At 39.0% G+C, this 17,752-nt stretch carries 16 protein-coding genes; 11 read left to right on the top strand and 5 right to left on the bottom strand.

Annotated elements, in window-relative coordinates; translation table 11 throughout:
* Positions 1–90: 90 nt before the first annotated feature.
* From EQG61_RS12755 to EQG61_RS12790, 8 genes are all read left to right on the top strand, one after another.
* Positions 91–999: a TIGR01777 family oxidoreductase gene (locus EQG61_RS12755; protein WP_129462334.1), complete on the top strand. Its 909-nt coding sequence runs from the start codon at positions 91–93 to the stop codon at positions 997–999.
* A gap of 246 nt (positions 1,000–1,245) precedes the next feature.
* Entirely contained in the window at positions 1,246–1,836 is a 591-nt protein-coding gene (locus EQG61_RS12760; RefSeq protein WP_129462335.1) for a nucleotide exchange factor GrpE, read from the top strand.
* A 9-nt stretch (positions 1,837–1,845) separates the two neighbouring features.
* On the top strand, positions 1,846–2,964 hold the full coding sequence (gene dnaJ / locus EQG61_RS12765; protein WP_129462336.1) for a molecular chaperone DnaJ: 1,119 nt from the start codon (positions 1,846–1,848) through the stop codon (positions 2,962–2,964).
* Between the two features lie 164 nt (positions 2,965–3,128).
* Complete coding sequence (locus EQG61_RS12770) at positions 3,129–4,049, top strand: ABC transporter ATP-binding protein (RefSeq protein ID WP_129462337.1); 921 nt, start codon at positions 3,129–3,131, stop codon at positions 4,047–4,049.
* Between the two features lie 10 nt (positions 4,050–4,059).
* Positions 4,060–5,361, top strand: coding sequence for an ABC transporter permease (locus EQG61_RS12775; RefSeq protein ID WP_129462338.1), 1,302 nt, complete (start codon positions 4,060–4,062; stop codon positions 5,359–5,361).
* A 52-nt stretch (positions 5,362–5,413) separates the two neighbouring features.
* On the top strand, positions 5,414–6,577 hold the full coding sequence (locus EQG61_RS12780; RefSeq protein WP_129462339.1) for a sigma-54-dependent transcriptional regulator: 1,164 nt from the start codon (positions 5,414–5,416) through the stop codon (positions 6,575–6,577).
* 24 nt (positions 6,578–6,601) lie between these two features.
* Positions 6,602–7,243, top strand: a complete 642-nt coding sequence (locus EQG61_RS12785; RefSeq protein ID WP_129462340.1) for a DEAD/DEAH box helicase — start codon at positions 6,602–6,604, stop codon at positions 7,241–7,243.
* Positions 7,244–7,333: 90 nt separating this feature from the next.
* On the top strand, positions 7,334–8,290 hold the full coding sequence (locus tag EQG61_RS12790) for a Fic family protein (protein WP_129462341.1): 957 nt from the start codon (positions 7,334–7,336) through the stop codon (positions 8,288–8,290).
* Between the two features lie 12 nt (positions 8,291–8,302).
* Here EQG61_RS12790 and EQG61_RS12795 read toward each other — a convergent pair whose 3' ends face one another.
* Positions 8,303–9,490 carry an MFS transporter gene (locus EQG61_RS12795; RefSeq protein WP_129462342.1) on the bottom strand — a complete coding sequence of 396 codons (1,188 nt, stop codon included), beginning with the start codon at positions 9,488–9,490 and terminating at the stop codon, positions 8,303–8,305.
* A gap of 119 nt (positions 9,491–9,609) precedes the next feature.
* On the opposite strand from EQG61_RS12795, the gene EQG61_RS12800 reads away from it, so the two are divergent.
* The gene (locus EQG61_RS12800; protein WP_129462343.1) at positions 9,610–11,241 is read left to right on the top strand and encodes an ABC-F family ATP-binding cassette domain-containing protein; all 1,632 of its coding nucleotides are present in this window, start codon (positions 9,610–9,612) and stop codon (positions 11,239–11,241) included.
* A 55-nt stretch (positions 11,242–11,296) separates the two neighbouring features.
* Here the strand turns inward: EQG61_RS12800 and EQG61_RS12805 are convergent, their stop codons facing one another.
* The 4 genes from EQG61_RS12805 to EQG61_RS12820 form a co-directional block, all read right to left on the bottom strand.
* A complete protein-coding gene (locus tag EQG61_RS12805; RefSeq protein WP_129462344.1) occupies positions 11,297–13,210 on the bottom strand; it encodes a vWA domain-containing protein in 1,914 nt (637 codons plus the stop codon).
* Between the two features lie 37 nt (positions 13,211–13,247).
* The gene (locus EQG61_RS12810; protein ID WP_129462345.1) at positions 13,248–14,162 is read right to left on the bottom strand and encodes a hypothetical protein; all 915 of its coding nucleotides are present in this window, start codon (positions 14,160–14,162) and stop codon (positions 13,248–13,250) included.
* A 2-nt stretch (positions 14,163–14,164) separates the two neighbouring features.
* A complete protein-coding gene (locus EQG61_RS12815; protein WP_129462346.1) occupies positions 14,165–14,665 on the bottom strand; it encodes an RNA polymerase sigma factor in 501 nt (166 codons plus the stop codon).
* A 161-nt stretch (positions 14,666–14,826) separates the two neighbouring features.
* A complete protein-coding gene (locus EQG61_RS12820) occupies positions 14,827–15,843 on the bottom strand; it encodes a T9SS type A sorting domain-containing protein (protein ID WP_129462347.1) in 1,017 nt (338 codons plus the stop codon).
* Positions 15,844–16,099: 256 nt separating this feature from the next.
* Here EQG61_RS12820 and EQG61_RS12825 point away from each other — a divergent pair, with 256 nt between their 5' ends.
* Positions 16,100–17,476 (top strand): MATE family efflux transporter, encoded by a 1,377-nt coding sequence (locus EQG61_RS12825; protein WP_129462348.1) that lies wholly within the window; start codon positions 16,100–16,102, stop codon positions 17,474–17,476.
* Between the two features lie 51 nt (positions 17,477–17,527).
* A complete protein-coding gene (locus EQG61_RS12830; protein ID WP_129462349.1) occupies positions 17,528–17,752 on the top strand; it encodes a hypothetical protein in 225 nt (74 codons plus the stop codon).

Raw genomic sequence — 17,752 nt, forward strand, 5'->3', positions numbered from 1 at the left:
GATCGCCCAAGCCTAAACATTCGTTAAACCTTTGGTAGGAAAGCGAGTGTTTTGGAATGGTTTCGGTAATTTTGATAAAAAATAAGAATCATGACCATTTTGATTACGGGCGGTACCGGACTCATAGGAAGCGAATTGACGCGGGTTTTACAGGCAAATGGGCATACCGTACATTGGTTGTCTACGCGAAAAAGTAATTTGCCGCAATCGTCTACTTTGAAAGGATTTTATTGGAATCCCGCCGAAGGGAAAATTGATACGGCTTGTTTTGAAGGAGTAACGACCATTGTCCATTTGGCCGGAGCGAGTATAGCCAAACGCTGGACTGCCGCATATAAACAAGAATTATTGGAAAGTAGAGTGTTGAGTGCTAATTTGTTGTTTTCGGCATTAAAAAAATACCCAGAGCACCAAGTTCGGCATTATATTTCCGCTTCAGGTGTTGCGATTTATCCGGATTCCCCAACCGAGACCTACACCGAATCTTCGACGGCAATCGATCGCGGATTTTTAGGAACATTAGTCAGTCGGTGGGAGGAAAGTGCCCATCAATTTGAAGCCTTAGGATTGTTAGTTGCCAAAGTGCGAACCGGAGTGGTTTACGCCAAAAAAGGAGGCGCATTGGAACCCATTGTTAAACCGATTAAATGGGGTTTGGGTTCTGACTTTGGTTCGGGGAAACAGCGCCAATCGTGGATTCATTTGACGGATATTGTTCGTTTATATACTTGGATTATAGAATACGCACATACAGGGGTTTTTAATGGTGTAGCTCCGGATGCGGTGACCCAACATGAGCAAACACGTTGTATTGCAAAAGTTTTGGGAAAACCTGTTTTTTTACCCGCTGTACCGCGTTTTGTGATGCGGATGGTGTTGGGAGAAATGCATGAATTGTTGTTTAACGATAAAGCGATTCAACCCGAGCGGGCCTTACAGATGGGATTTGCATTTGACTTTCCCGACTTGCAAAGTGCGATGGAAGATTTATTAAAATAAAAAAAGCCCCACGAATTTGAAGTGGGGCTTTTTTGTATGTGGTGAATTAATAATTAAAGATGATTTTTCGTGTTGTTGTATTCAAATTTACATTTTTCCCGCTGGGTTTCCTCTTAAAAAAGTATTAAAATTTGAATACACGGTTTGAACCTATTGCAATACTTAAATTTTTATTGCGTGACAATTTGACATTTTTCAAGAAATGGCAGTACTTTTGCACGGCAATTTGCGTAGCAAACGCTTACCATGAAATTCAACAACCCATTTAAAGGAAAAAATACGATGAATACTGAAAATACCGGAAACCAAAATCCGGAATTGGAAAACGAACTTAATCCGGAAACGCCTACAACTGACACTCCTGAAGTGGAGGCTGCTGAAGAATTGACAGTGGAACAACAATTGGAAGAGCAATTGGCGCAAGAAAAAGATAAATTTTTGCGTTTGTTTGCCGAGTTTGAAAATTACAAAAAACGCACCACCAAAGAGCGTATTGATTTGTTTAAAACGGCCAATCAAGAAGTGTTGCAAGCGATGTTACCCGTTTTGGACGATTTTGACCGAGCGATGCAACAAATCAGCAAATCGGAAGATGAAGCATTGGTAAAAGGTGTCGAATTGATTCATGAAAAATTGAAATCGACATTGGTAGCCAAAGGATTGGAACATGTGGAATTAAAAGCCGGCGATGATTTTAATGCTGATTTTGCAGAAGCAATCACGCAGATTCCTGCACCCTCTGCGGATTTGAAAGGGAAGATTGTCGATGTGATTGAAAAAGGCTATAAATTAGGCGATAAAATTATCCGATTCCCGAAAGTGGTAATTGGACAATAATAGAGAATTATGAGCAAAAAAGACTTTTACGAAATATTAGGCATCAGCAAAGGCGCCTCGGCAGAGGAAATTAAAAAAGCTTACCGCAAGAAAGCAATCGAATTTCACCCGGATAAAAATCCTGATAACAAAGAGGCTGAAGAAAACTTTAAGTTAGCCGCAGAAGCCTATGAAGTATTGAGTGATCCCGATAAAAAGGCGCGTTATGATCAATACGGTCACGCCGCATTTGATGGTGCGGGCGGATTTGGTGGCGGTCATCACATGAACATGGATGATATCTTCAGTCAGTTTGGGGATATTTTCGGTGGGGCATTTGGCGGCGGATTCGGCGGCGGATTCGGCGGTGGCGGAACCCGAAGAATGAAAGGAAGCAATTTGCGTATCAAAGTGAAATTGACTTTGGACGAAATTGTGAATGGCGTTGAGAAAAAAGTAAAAGTAAAGCGTAAAATACAAGCACCGGGTGTGCGTTACAAAACCTGTCCCACCTGTAATGGAGCGGGTCAAGTGTTGAAAGTGACCAATACGATTTTAGGGCGCATGCAAACGGCAACCACCTGTCATGTATGCGGCGGTTCTGGACAAACGATTGAAAGTAAGCCCACCAATGCCGATGCCCACGGAATGCTCATGGAAGACGAAACCGTATCGATCAAAATTCCGGCAGGTGTGGCTGATGGCATGCAATTGAAAGTTTCTGGCAAAGGAAACGATGCTCCAGGAAATGGTATTCCCGGAGATTTAATTGTGGTCATTGAAGAAGTGGAACACGAATTCTTGAAGCGTGAGGGCGAAAATTTACATTACGATTTGTATATCAGCTTTGCGGAAGCGGCTTTAGGGGTTTCTAAAGAACTCGAAGCGGTGAATGGAAAGGTGCGTATCAAGTTGGACGAAGGCATCCAATCGGGTAAAATTTTGCGCTTAAAAGGAAAAGGGATTCCGAGCTTAAATAGTTATGGTAATGGCGATTTATTGGTGCATGTAAATGTCTGGACGCCAAAATCATTAACGAAAGAACAGCGTCAATTTTTTGAAAAATCGTTAACCGACGAAAACTTCATTCCGAAGCCCGAAAAGAGTGAAAAATCTTTTTTTGAAAAAGTTAAAGATATGTTTTCGTAGTTAAAAAAATAATTTTACTTTTGAGGTATTACTTGGAAACAGGTAATTTCTTTTTCATAGCAATTTTTCCCATCCTTGTGTCACCATAAGGGTGGGTTTTTTCTTTTATAACTACTGATTATTCGCGGAATTGCGTATTTTTACCCGAAGAATTTTTGAATCCTATGAGTTCGATTTTAGAAGTCCAAAATGTGGTCAAACAATACGGCGATTATACCGCATTAAATTCCGTTTCACTAACTGTTCCTAAAGGAAGTATTTATGGTTTATTGGGACCGAATGGCGCAGGTAAAACCTCGCTGATTCGAATCATCAATCAAATCACTATGCCTGATAGCGGCGTGGTATTATTGGATGGCGAACCCTTACAGCCAGATCATGTTCATGTGATTGGATACATGCCCGAAGAACGTGGGTTGTACAAAACCATGAAAGTTGGGGAGCAATGTTTGTATTTGGCCCAATTAAAAGGCTTGTCCAAACAAGACGCCAAAGCACAACTGAAATATTGGTTTGAAAAGTTTGAAATCGAGGCGTGGTGGGATAAGAAGATTCAGGAGTTGTCCAAAGGGATGGCGCAGAAAGTACAATTTATTGTTACGGTATTGCACCAACCCAAGCTGTTGATTTTAGACGAACCTTTTTCTGGATTTGATCCTGTGAATGCCAATTTGATTAAAGATGAGATTATTGAATTGAATCGCAAAGGAACGTCCATTATTTTCTCGACGCATCGCATGGAAACGGTGGAGGAAATGTGTGATTACATTGCACTGATTCACAAGTCGAATAAATTGATTGAAGGGAAATTGGCAGATGTCAAAAAAGAATACCGAACAAATGCTTATGATGTGGGAATCTTAACGAATAATGTCGAAGGATTGATGTATGATTTATCGCAGAAGTTTACGATGCAACAAACCGATTTTAAATCGTTGAATGACGAATTAAAACTCCAAATTCATTTGGGTACGCATACGGCCAATGAATTGTTGCAAACGATTATGCAACGTGGTCAAGTAACCCATTTCGCAGAGAAAATTCCGAGTGTGAATGATATTTTTATCCAAACGGTAACGCAATAAATAAGCAATTATGAGTAAGCTACTTTTAATTATCAAACGTGAATTTATTGCCAAGGTCCGCAATAAATCTTTCATTGTCATGACGTTTTTGAGTCCGCTCCTTTTTGTCGGAATAGGCGTGTTTGTGGGATATTTGAGTACGATGAAAGCCGAATTGAAAACCATTGCCATTCACGATGAAACGGGTCGATTTGCCAAAGAATTTAAAAGCGACGAGGAATACCACTATTTGGATGTTTCGCAGTTGCCTATTTCGGTTTTAAAAGATAGTATCCAATCGGAACATTACGAAGGATTGTTATTGATTCCTAAAATTTTGGACAATAAACAATTGGAGAAGAAGATTGAATACGTTTCCAATGATAGTCCGGGCGTACTTTTTATTGAAGATTTGGAAGAAGTTATCGCCAAGAAAATGACGGCTGAAAACTTCAACGCCGTGGGATTGGATACATTAAAAATCAATTCAGCAAAAGCGGATGTTTCCATTCATTTGGCCAAAGCTTCGGGAGAAGAATCGTTAAAAGGATTGAATGAAATAAAAATTGCAATTGGCGGTGCTTTCGGGTATTTAATCATGATGTTTATTGTGATTTACGGCAATATGGTAATGCGCAGTGTGATTGAAGAAAAAACCTCGCGTATTATCGAAGTGATTATTTCGTCGGTGAAACCCTTTCAGTTGATGATGGGGAAAATCATTGGAACATCATTGGCTGGAATTCTCCAATTTTTGATTTGGGCGATTCTTGGTTTGAGTGCGATGTTTATTTTATCATCGGTATTTGGCGTTCAAGTGGGAGCCGCTGCGGGTCAAGCACAAGAATTGGCACAAACTGCCGGAAAAGATATGAGTAAAATTGCCTTGTATTTGAACGAACTATGGAATTTACCGATAGGAACGATTCTTTGTTCATTTATCATTTATTTCATTGGCGGTTACTTTTTGTACAGTTCGTTTTATGCTTCAATTGGTGCAGCTGTTGACAACGAAACCGACTCCCAACAATTCTTATTGCCAATCATCATGCCTCTAATTTTAGGTGTTTATATTGGGTTTTTTACGGTAATGAATGATCCACACGGAACTATTGCTACGACTTTTTCGATGATTCCGTTGACTTCACCTATCGTAATGATGATGCGAATTCCATTTGGAGTGCCATGGTGGCAAATAGTGATTTCCATGGTATTATTGTTTGGAACGTTCTTTTTGGTAGTTTGGTTTGCTTCTAAAATTTATCGTGTCGGAATTTTGATGTATGGAAAGCGTCCAACCTGGAAAGAATTAGTACGTTGGATGAAATACTAAAAGCATAGCATAAATGGCATAGGGTTTGTACCCGTCGCGAAAAATAGATTTTATGGCCAAAATATTAATTATTGAAGATGAAGCTTCAATCCGTAGAGTTTTGACTCGAATACTTTCAGAAGAAAGTGACGCTTATCAAGTGGAAGAAGCGGAGGATGGCGCTCAAGGTTTAGAAAAAATAAAAGCAACCGATTACGATTTGGTGCTTTGTGATATCAAAATGCCTAAAATGGACGGTGAAGAAGTCTTGGAAGCCGTCAAAAAAATAAAACCAGAAATTCCGATTGTAATGATTTCGGGTCATGGTGATATGGAAACCGCAATTAATACGATGCGTTTGGGGGCTTTCGATTATATTTCGAAACCACCTGATTTGAATCGATTATTGAATACCGTTCGCAATGCTTTGGACCGCAAACAATTGGTTGTGGAAAATAAAATCTTGAAAAAGAAAGTTTCCAAAAACTATGAAATTGTAGGGGAAAGTGAACCTATCAATCAAATCAAAGAAATGATTGAAAAGGTCGCCAAAACCGATGCGAGAGTTTTGATTACGGGTCCGAATGGTACCGGAAAAGAATTGGTTGCCCATCAATTACACCAAAAAAGTGAACGTTCAGAAGCGCCAATCATCGAAGTCAATTGTGCGGCTATTCCAGCTGAATTGATTGAAAGTGAGTTATTTGGTCATGTCAAAGGCGCTTTTACTTCTGCTGTTAAAGATCGTGCGGGTAAGTTTGAAGCTGCCGATGGAGGAACGATTTTCTTGGATGAAATTGGCGATATGAGTTTGGCGGCACAAGCCAAAGTTTTACGAGCTTTACAAGAAAATTTGATTCAACGTGTAGGTGCCGATAAAGACATCAAAGTGAATGTGCGTGTCATTGCTGCTACGAATAAAGATTTGAAAAAAGAAATCGCAGAAGGCCGCTTTCGGGAAGATTTATACCACCGTTTAGCGGTTATTTTGATTAAAGTTCCGGCCTTAAACGATCGTCGTGAAGATATTCCTTTGTTGGTGGAACATTTTGCGACCAAGATCGCCGAAGAGCAAGGGAATGCTAGAAAATCATTTTCAAAACCAGCCATTCAATTATTGCAAGAATACGATTGGACGGGGAATATACGGGAATTACGCAATGTAGTGGAGCGATTAATCATTTTGGGGGGACAAGAGATTTCTGAAAGTGATGTGAAACTATTCGCGAGTAAATAAATTCGGCGAAAGCCAAAAAGAAAGATGCAATTAAAAAAGATAAATACAGCGTTACAACAAGCATTGGTTGCGTTAGGACTAACCGAAGCGAATGAATTGCAACAAGAAACATTTTCAACAATAAAAAGTGGTGTAGATGCTGTCATTCAAAGTCCGGAAGGATCAGGAAAATCGACGACAATCGCACTAAACGTCATTCAGCGGTTGGACAAGCCGTTTCAATTGTCTCCAAGAGCTTTGATTATTTGTTTGGACAAAGCAAAGGTCTTGGAAATGGTTGAAATTTTCGATTCCTTAAATAAATTCAATCAATTGCGGGTGTATTATGTGCATGATAAAACGAATTTAGATGAAGATAAAAATCAAATTTCATTAGGAATTGATGTGTTGATAGGAACGCCTAACCAGCTTACTGCTATGTTTGGTTCGGCGGGTTTTGATGTCAATCAGTTGAAGTTATTTATTTTGGATGATGCAGATTTAATTTTCAAAAATCGGTATGAACCCAAAATACTTCGTTTATCGGAAAGTATTGAAAAAGTACAGCGCTTATTTTTCTGTTCTCAAATCACGGAACGAACAGAAATGATTGCCGAAAATATCATGATAGAGCCTTTGTTTTTTGAGATGGATGAAGATGAAGAAACCTATTTTGAAGAAGAATAATTAAATTCCCGATAGCCTCGGGATTTTTTTATGGTGTTAAAATTAATATCGGATAGTGTAATTTTGAATATAAAACGATACTTTTGTGGGGTGTGGGAGATTGACAGAACATATTATGATGGATTTGAGACTACCTTTCAGCGTTTGATTGAAAAAAAACAAGTGTTGGATAAAGGACGTCCATTGCCGCAAAGTGCCCTTCACAAAATCAAAGAAGCCTTAACGATAGAATGGACCTACAACTCCAATAGCATTGAGGGCAATACCTTAAGTCTTCGAGAAACACAAATGGTTATACAAGAAGGAATCACGATCAAAGGCAAATCGTTACGGGAGCATTTTGAAGTTAAAAACCATGAAGTCGCTATCGATTATTTGTACTCGATTATTCATGAAAATTATCAACTACAAAGTCGGGACATTTTAAATTTACATGGTTATGTTTTACGTTCCATTGAAGAAGAGTTTGCGGGTCGGTTACGCAACGGCGGTGTACGTATTTCGGGAGCCAATTTTATTCCGCCCAATGCCCAGAAAGTTCCCGATTTGATCGATGAACTAATTGCCTTTGTTTTGAATAATCCTTTAGGTTTGAATACTATAGAGTTGGCAACGGTATTTCATCATAAATTCGTTTGGATTCATCCCTTTTTTGATGGCAATGGTAGAACCGTTCGTTTGGCGATGAATTTGATTTTGATGCAAGCGGGTTTTCCTCCGGCCATCATTTTAAAAAATGACCGCAAAAAATACTATGAAGCGTTAAATCAGGCCAATAATGGCAATTATCAAAAATTACTATTATTGATGTGTCAAGCGGTTGAGCGTTCTTTGAATATCTATTTGAATGCCTTGCCCGGTCAAGAATCCTATGAATCGATTGCAACTATTGTGAGTGAGCCAGGCGTTAGTTATGGTCAAGAATATGTAAGTTTATTGGCGCGACAAGGCAAGATAGATGCCTACAAAGAAGGTAGAAATTGGTTCACCACTCGCAAAGCCATTGAGGATTATATTGAAAATAGACAACGAAAAAGACAACTTTAGGGTTGTCTTTTTTTATTTAAAAATATTCAACTGATTGACTAACCCAGCTATAATTAATCCAAAAACCCCAATTACAGCAAACGAATAGCGCAAATTCGTAAGTTCGGCGATGTAACCGATTATCGGTGGACCAATCAAAAAGCCCAAAAAACTAATACTGGTTACCACCGTTAACGCAATTCCTGTGGGGATTGTAGGGTGATTTCCAGCTGTATTAAAAATAATAGGAATGACATTTGAAACGCCAATACCGACCAACATAAAGGCTATGGTTGAAGGGATAAGGTAAGGAAAAATAACCGCAGTGTATAATCCGATCGAGATAACAAAACCACTCAAAAGCAAGACTTTTCGATAACCGAGTTGGGCAACAAAAAGATCACTTAAAAAACGCCCTGCCGCCATACTTATCATAAATGTGGTATAGCCCAAAACGACTAATGCTCCCGGTGCTTTTACAATTTCTTTGAAATAGACGCCACTCCAATCAAACATGATTCCTTCGCTGGCCATACCGCAAAAACAGATTATTCCTAACCAAAGCAGGGTTTTATCCGGATTTTTAAAGAAATTATACGATTGTTTTTCTTCGGGTTTTGACGTTTGGGTTTTGACTAAATATTTGGTGTTTGTTACAACTAGTACAGTTACAAAACCCAGCGCAATCAAGAAATGATGCAGTACACTCATTTGAAAAGAAAGCATCACCAAGCCCGTGAGTGCGCCTGCAAATCCGGCCAAACTCCACGAACCGTGAAACGATCCCATAATCGGTTTTTCAAAAAAACTTTGGGTATACACTCCTTGGGTGTTGACGGCGATATTGCACAAATTCCCAAAGAACCCAAAGCTCGTAAGCGCAATCGCCAATTCCCATTTATTATGAGACAATCCGATAAAGGGCAAGCAACCCGCGTATAACAACAAGCCAATCGTACAAATCCACCGACTTCCATAGTGGGTGACTAATTTTCCTGAAAATGTCATAGCCAATAATTGTCCCAGTGGCAACGCCAAAAGCAAGGTTCCTAGGTCGGCTTCGGTTAAATGCAACTGACTTTTAATACTCGGAATCCGACTCGCCCAGGTGGCAAAACTAAATCCCATACCAAAAAAGAAGAGGGCAGTGGCAAGTCGGACGCGATTGCGGTAACGGCTGCGCAATTTTTGGAAAGATGGAGTTGAAACTGTCGATTGCATTATTTTCAAAATAGACCGTTGCAAAGGTATTTATTTTCTTTACAGGAATCCTTTAAATTCCTTGATGGCTTATGATTTTGAACTATATTTGCCGCTTCATTTTAAAATCGTTAGCTCACATGATTACCGTAAACGATATCGCTGTTGAATTTGGAGGAACTACCTTGTTCAGTGATGTGACTTTTGCCATCAACGAAACCGATAAAATTGCCTTAATGGGTAAGAATGGTGCCGGAAAATCAACCTTATTAAAGATTGTTGCCGGACAAAACAAACCCTCTCGAGGAGCCGTATCAGCACCTAAAGAAGCGGTAATTGCTTATTTGCCACAGCATTTGTTAACGCAAGATGATGTGACCGTTTTTGAAGAAACTTCCAAAGCTTTTGCAGAAATTTTTCAAATGAAAGCCGAAATCGACGAAATCAATGAGCAGCTTACCGTTCGCACCGATTATGAAAGTGATGATTATATGAAATTGATCGAGCGTGTATCGGAATTGAGTGAGAAGTTTTATTCCATTGAAGAAGTCAATTACGAAGCGGAAGTAGAGAAAGTTTTAAAAGGTCTCGGATTTGAACGCGAGGATTTTCACCGTTCGACTTCTGAATTTTCGGGAGGATGGCGGATGCGCATTGAATTGGCAAAAATCTTATTGAAAAAACCCGATTTGATTTTATTGGATGAGCCCACTAATCACTTGGATATGGACAGTATTCAATGGTTGGAAGACTTTTTGTTAAACCAAGCCAAAGCCGTAATGGTGATTTCCCACGACCGTGCTTTTGTGGACAATATCACCAACCGTACGATTGAAGTGACGATGGGTCGCATTTATGATTACCGTGCCAAATATTCTCATTATTTGGAATTACGAAAAGACCGTCGTGCACACCAACAAAAAGCCTATGATGAGCAACAAAAAATGATTGCCGAAACTACCGAGTTTATTGAGCGTTTTAAAGGAACCTATTCGAAAACCTTACAAGTGCAATCACGAGTAAAAATGTTGGAAAAACTGGAGTTGGTCGAAGTGGATGAAGTGGATACTTCGGCTTTACGCTTGAAATTTCCACCATCGCCGCGAAGTGGACAATATCCAGTAGTGGTCGAACATCTTTCCAAAAAATACGACGATCATGTCGTGTTTAATGATGCCAATATGGTAATTGAACGCGGACAAAAAGTGGCTTTTGTGGGTAAAAATGGGGAAGGAAAGTCCACCATGATCAAAGCCATTATGAAAGAAATTGATTTTGAAGGGAAATTAGAAATTGGACACAATGTTCAAGTAGGTTATTTTGCCCAAAATCAAGCGGCTTTATTGGATGGTGAATTGACGGTTTTTGAAACCATTGACCGCATTGCTGTGGGAGAGATACGAACCAAAATAAAAGATATCTTGGGTGCTTTTATGTTTGGAGGTGATGATGTACATAAAAAAGTAAAAGTATTGTCAGGTGGTGAACGTACGCGTTTAGCGATGATTAAGCTGTTGTTAGAACCCGTGAATGTCTTGATTCTGGATGAGCCTACTAACCACTTGGATATGAAAACCAAGGACATTATCAAAGATGCTTTAAAGGATTTTGATGGTACGTTGATCTTAGTATCCCACGACCGTGATTTCTTGGACGGATTAGTAACCAAAGTTTTCGAATTTGGAAACAAACGCGTTCGCGAACATTTTGAAGACATCAAAGGATTCTTAGCTTTCAAGAAAATGGAAAATTTGAAAGAAATTGAAAAATAAAAAAAGGCCGGAAGTTTTGCTCCCGGCCTTTTTACTAACCAAAAATTAACCCTAACTAATTATTTTGTTGGCTCTCCATCAATCGGATAAATTCATAGCGATAGCCTTCTTTATCGGTTCCAATAGCATTATTGGCTAAGTCTAAAATGTCGGCAACGGTATTGTTTTGAATCAATTTCGAATCTCTCAAATACAATCCAAACCAAGCTACTGCTGTGGCAAAACGGAAGTCAGTAGATGAATTATATAAGTTGCCCGGATTGTTTTGAATCACGCGCGTCATTTCGATACTTTTCTCTTCTTCTGGTTTTTTATAGCGAAATTTCACCGTAGCCAATTCTTGATGCAATTGGGTATCTACTTCGACTTTTGAAGCATATTTCAACGGATCTGCTGCGGTGTAAAAGCTAGAGCTTACTCCAGTAGGGATGATTTCGTAAAAGGCTGTAACGGTGTGTCCACTGCCCAATTCACCCGCATCAATCGCATCATTTTTAAAATCTTCGGGGCGCAATTTTCGGTTTTCATAGCCGATTAAACGGTAGGCTTGCACCAAGGCGGGATTGAATTCGATTTGAATTTTCACATCTTTAGCAATCGCAAACAGGGATCCTTTGAATTCTTTTACCAAAAATCGATTGGCTTCTTGAGCTGTATCGATATACGCATAATTGCCATTCCCTTTGTCGGCCAACGTTTCCAAAGTTGTGTCTTTATAATTCCCCATGCCGAAGCCCAAACAGGTGAGAAATACTCCCGTTTTGCGTTTTTCTTCAATCAATTGTCCCAAGTCGCTGGTTGAATTATAGCCCACATTAAAATCGCCATCGGTTGTGATAATGACACGGTTATTGCCACCTTTGATATAATTCTCTTGCGCTACTTTATACGCCAATTCAATTCCGGCACCTCCCGCCGTACTTCCCCCAGCGGAAAGTTGGTCTAAGGCCTCAATGATTTTATTTTTTTCTTTTCCCGACGTTGGAGGCAAAACCAATCCAGCCGCACCTGCATAAACCACGATGGCAATTTTATCATCACTACGTAATTGCGATGTCAAAGCTTTCAACGATTGTTTAACCAAAGGCAATTTATTGGCATCATTCATCGAACCCGAGACATCCACTAAGAATACCAAGTTGGAAGCGGGTAGGGACTGACTTTCAATCGTTTTTCCTTGTAAGGCGATACGCAATAGTTTGGAGTTGGTATTCCAGGGACATGCACTGTATTCGGTATGAATCGCAAATGGATGTTCGCCCGTGGGTTGGCTATAATTGTATTTAAAAAAGTTGACCATTTCTTCCACACGAACGGCATCTTTGGGTACTTTTTGTCCGTTGTTTATCATTCGGCGAATGTTAGTGTACGAAGCATTATCGACATCAATGGAAAAGGTGGAAAGCGGGTTGGCTACCGGACTTTCAAATACATTTTCTATTAAAGCGCCATAAGATTCATCGGGGTTGGTGTTGATACCTTTTCTATCTTTTATATCCCTATTCGGATCAGTGGATTGTGCAGAATCACCCGCAAGTTGCCCTTGTAAAGGAATCATCCTATTGGCATTGGGACGGTTTTCAATAGTTTTACTCGAAACTAGAGTAGTACATGCGGATACTGTTTTTTTCTTAGATACCTTTCGATACCCTTGCACCACGACTTCTTCCAATACTTTTGCCTCTTCTTTTAATACGATTACATAATGATTGGCTTTTCCAATAGTCACTTCGTTGGACGTATAGCCCAAAAAGAAAGCAACTAGGGTAGCGCCTTCACTGACTTGAAGACTGAATTTTCCATCTAAGTCGGTTTGGGTCCCAACACGGGTACCTTTAATTTGAATATTCGCCATTGGCAACGAATTTTTGCCATCGGTTACTACTCCAGTGATCGTTTTTAATTGCCCAACCGCTACGAAATTAATAAGCATAGCAAGGGCTAATGAAAGATGTTTTACATGTTTCATGGCGTTAGATTTTTAGTTAAACAATTGGGGAATACGGCTATTTCTTGGGGTTGGGTTTCCCGTCTTTAGTTGTGATAATTACGACACCGTTTTCTCCTTTTTTACCATACGTATCGACAGCTTTGTCGGCCTGCAGTACCGTTACACTTTCGATTTCTTGATTTTTGATTGGGGCATACGGACAAGAGGGATTGGGACCAAAAACTTCTTGCTCCGTATATTCTGTACCGTTAATGATATAGAGCGGATTTTTTAAATACACAATGGATTCTGCATCTTCCGCATTGTAATCGGCAACTGCTTTTCCATCGACAACCACCAAGGGATCGTCTTTTTTGGACTTACCTTGAATAACAAATTTGGAATCCTGTTCTTTCAAACTGGCTACAAATTTTCGATCGTCTTTGTATGCAAAATCAACACTGCTCGCACTGTTAAAATAGCCTTGATTGGCCAACGATTTTGCATTTTGAATTTCAAATTTTGGCGTAGTAGGTAGTTGAACAGATTCATTAGAAACAGTGGGCGCACTCATTTCTGCAGTAGGTGATGCGCTTAAGGCCACAGATTCTGGATGACGCAATTGTTGATCTAAAACATTGTCTTTATCATTTACAATGACTGAATTTTTATCATCTGACTCCCTTGAAGATTCAACATCCTGTTTTTCTTGATGCACTACCGTTTGATTTTCTGGCAGTATTGGTTGATTAGAAACCGGTTGTAACGATGTCGAGGATTGATTGTAGGTCAGAATCCCCAAGGAAACTACCAAAAGGACCGATGCCGCCACCGCAATTTTCTTCCACGTTTTATTTTCCTTGGTAAGCGCTTTTTGATCGAGTTTTGATTCGACACGATCCCAAATCGATTCCTTTCCTGGAAAAGAATTGTCTTCTGGAGTATCAGCTAGTGATTTATATTGTTCGAAAAATTTATCGTTATTCTCCATGATTATTTTGCCTGTTGATAGTAATGTAGGTTAACCAATTCCTTTAATTTGGATTTGGCGAAATTCAATTGTGATTTTGAGGTTCCCTCTGAAATTTTCAGCATTTCGGCAATTTCTTTGTGCCCGTAGCCTTCAATAACAAAAAGGTTAAAAATGGTCCGACTCCCTTCTGGCAGTAACGCTAATAGTTTTAGCAAATCTTCTTCCAGTAAAGCCTGTTCTTGTAAGGCTTCCACAGCAGGATGCTGAACACTATCTTCCAAGTATAAATTAAAATTAACGTTGCGTTTGAGTTGGTGCAAACATTCATTAACGGTTATGCGTTTGGCCCAACCTTCAAAAGCTTTATTTTCTTTCAACTGATCTATTTTGGTGAAAATGATGTAAAAGGCATCGGCCAATACTTCTTCAATTTCCTCCTCTTTTTTGAGATAGCGTTTGCAAAGGCGATATAAGCGAGGCCCCAACAAATCATAGACTTGACGCTGGGCATCACGATGCATCTTTTTGCAACCTATTATTAATTTTTCTTCAATCACAAGGGTGTCTTTTTAAATAAAGAGGCAAATCTTTTTCAAAAGGTTGGAAACGATTTGATTTTTTTTCAAAAATATTTAAAATCAATCAGGTAGGAACAAAAAAAAACCTCCCGAAGGAGGTTTTCTTAATTAACCATCAATTTTTTAATTACTTTCTTTTTTTCTTTATTTATGATTTGAACAAGGTACATTCCAGTTGCTAACGGAGTATTAACATCGATGGGTGTTACACTTCCACTCGACAGTTCAACACTTGTAGTATATACTCGTTGTCCTATGGAATTATAAAACTCCAAAGAATACGTATCGCTTTCAGCACCGTTTTGAATAGTTATGGTGTGATCAATCGGATTTTGATTGATAATAAATTGATTGGCAGTAAACGACTCATTTTCTAGCGCACTAAATTTCAATGTGGTCCAACTGCGTGCCATACTGATTAAACCAATGCGTCCTGAAGGGGCATTCGGACTCAATTGATTAATAATCAGATGATCAAAATGGGATGTTGCATCATCACCAATGTTTGTGATTGCATTGGGAAGTGAGGGTTCGGTATTGTTAATGTTTGGATTGGCATACATCATTAATAAGTCATCAGAAACACCACTCATAAATCCATACTTAAGAACGATAAGCTGATTTGTGTTAAAACTGTAATTGGTAGAGGACCAAACAATATTTCCTGCATTCTTTGAAATGCCTACATTATATTGTGTCGAAGATAATTTTTTGACATAGATTTTCATGGCAACAGTCTGCAAATTTCCGCCACATAGTCGCATAAACTCATAATTCGTTGTCGAACAATCAGTTAAGCGCAATACGAAACCTAAATAAACATAGCCAGTTGACTGACTAGTAAAAGGCATACCACAGCCATCACCGTTTGGAGTTAATACAACAGATCGGTTAGCTGTACCCCAATTTAAATAGCCAACCGTCTGTTGCACTACTGTTGAATTGGTACAACTGGTAGTTGTACACGATCCAAGTCCGTAAGTATCTTCTGAATTGGTCCAACCGCCTTGTCCTGATAAACTGACATTCGTGGTGTAGGTACCCATGTCTTCTCTAAAAATGTTCTGTGCCTGTACATAAATAGCACAGCAAAAACTGATAAGTAAAGTAAATTTTCGCATAATTTTGATGATTTGGTACGACTAAATTATATTAAAAGATAAATATAATCTTACAAATGATGTTTAAATTAGACGAATAACCTTACAAAAGTGTAGTTTGTCGAGTATTTAAAGTCGAAATTGCATAATTGTAGGAAAAATAATACATAAAATAATGTTTTTCCTGCATTTGGTCGAGTTTTTATTAGGTGTTTTTTTGTAAACCATTTTTTCTCTAACACAATCCAACGTACTTTTGTACCCATTACTGAACAAAATGAGTTTACAAACGTTTATCAAGGAATTTAATTACAACATTCGATTGGCCTTACCCGTAATTATGGGTATGGTCGGACATACATTGATTGCTATTGTCGATAACATTATGGTGGGCCGTTTGGGAAGTACAGAATTAGCGGCTGTATCTTTGGGTAATAGTTTGGTATTTATTGCCATGTCATTGGGTATCGGATTTTCTACTGCGCTCACACCATTAATCGCTGAAGCAGATACTGAAAAAGATACCGATCATATTCGGTCAGTTTTTCACCATGGTTTGGTATTGTGTGCCGGAATTGGTTTGGCACTTTTTGCATTGGTCGTTTTCGCACAACCGATTATGGAGCTTTTGGATCAACCCCGTGAAGTGATTGTTTTGGCAAAACCGTTTCTTACATGGGTCGCTTTTTCTTTAGTACCTTTAATCATTTATCAAGCATACAAACAATTTGCGGACGGTTTATCCATGACCCAATACTCCATGTATGCCATCATTATGGCGAATATATTGCATATCGGAATTAATTATGTACTCATCTATGGGGTTTGGATTTTTCCAAAGTTAGGGATTCTTGGTGCTGCACTCGGTACCGTAATATCCCGTATTGCTATGGTGGTATTTATGCATTTCATTTTACTTCGTCAACCGCAATTAAAGGTTTATTTTCAAAAATTTTCATTGAAAAACTTGAAAAAAGAAATGTATCTGAAAATTGCTCAATTGGGAATTCCTTCCGCTTTACAAATGCTCTTTGAAGTAGTACTCTTTACCGCTGCCATTTGGTTGTGCGGCAGTATCGGAAAAACAAGTCAGGCCGCCAATCAAATTGCCTTAAGTATGGCTTCGCTTACGTTTATGTTTGCTATGGGTCTTAGTGTAGTTTCGATGATTCGTGTGGGCAACCAAAAAGGATTGCAGGACTATAAAGGGTTACTTTCTATCGCTCGCTCCGTTTTTATGCTTACGCTTTTGGTCGAAATGATCTTTGCTACTTTATTTGTCATTTTTCACAATGTATTACCCCATTTATTCCTGAATTTAGAGAATGAAATGCAAATTCAAGATACGGTAGAAGTGATTAAAATTGCTTCCCAACTCTTACTAGTAGCCGCCGTTTTTCAAATTTCCGATGGAATCCAAGTGGTGGTATTGGGTGCATTACGCGGATTGCAAGATGTGAAAATCCCCATGTACATGACCTTTGTGGCCTATTGGGTTTTGGGGTTCCCGATTTCGTATTATTTAGGGAAATATACCGAACTCAAAGCGGTAGGGGTGTGGATTGGTTTGTTGGCCGGACTCACATTTGCAGCGCTTTTTTTGTATCTTCGCTTCGATTATTTAACCAAGAAGTTAATTCGTGAAAACGAGTAAAACCGTCTTTACAACTCTTAATTCATAACTCATAATTTATAACTTTTCACCATGAATTTACCCAAATTTGTGCTCGCAGACAACTCCGAATTTCCAGATGATATTTTTGTAATTCACCTCGATTATCCCCGTTTTATTATTAATTTGACCAATGATGAGGTCGAAATTTTTGATGATGTTGATGATGAAGACGAAAGCGAATTGGAAGCTGAAATGGAAGATTTAATCCAACAAGCGGGCGAATTTTACGATCGCGAAATGGAAGAATTTGAATAA

The organism is Flavobacterium stagni (genome assembly GCF_004122105.1).
Lineage (GTDB): Bacteria > Bacteroidota > Bacteroidia > Flavobacteriales > Flavobacteriaceae > Flavobacterium > Flavobacterium stagni.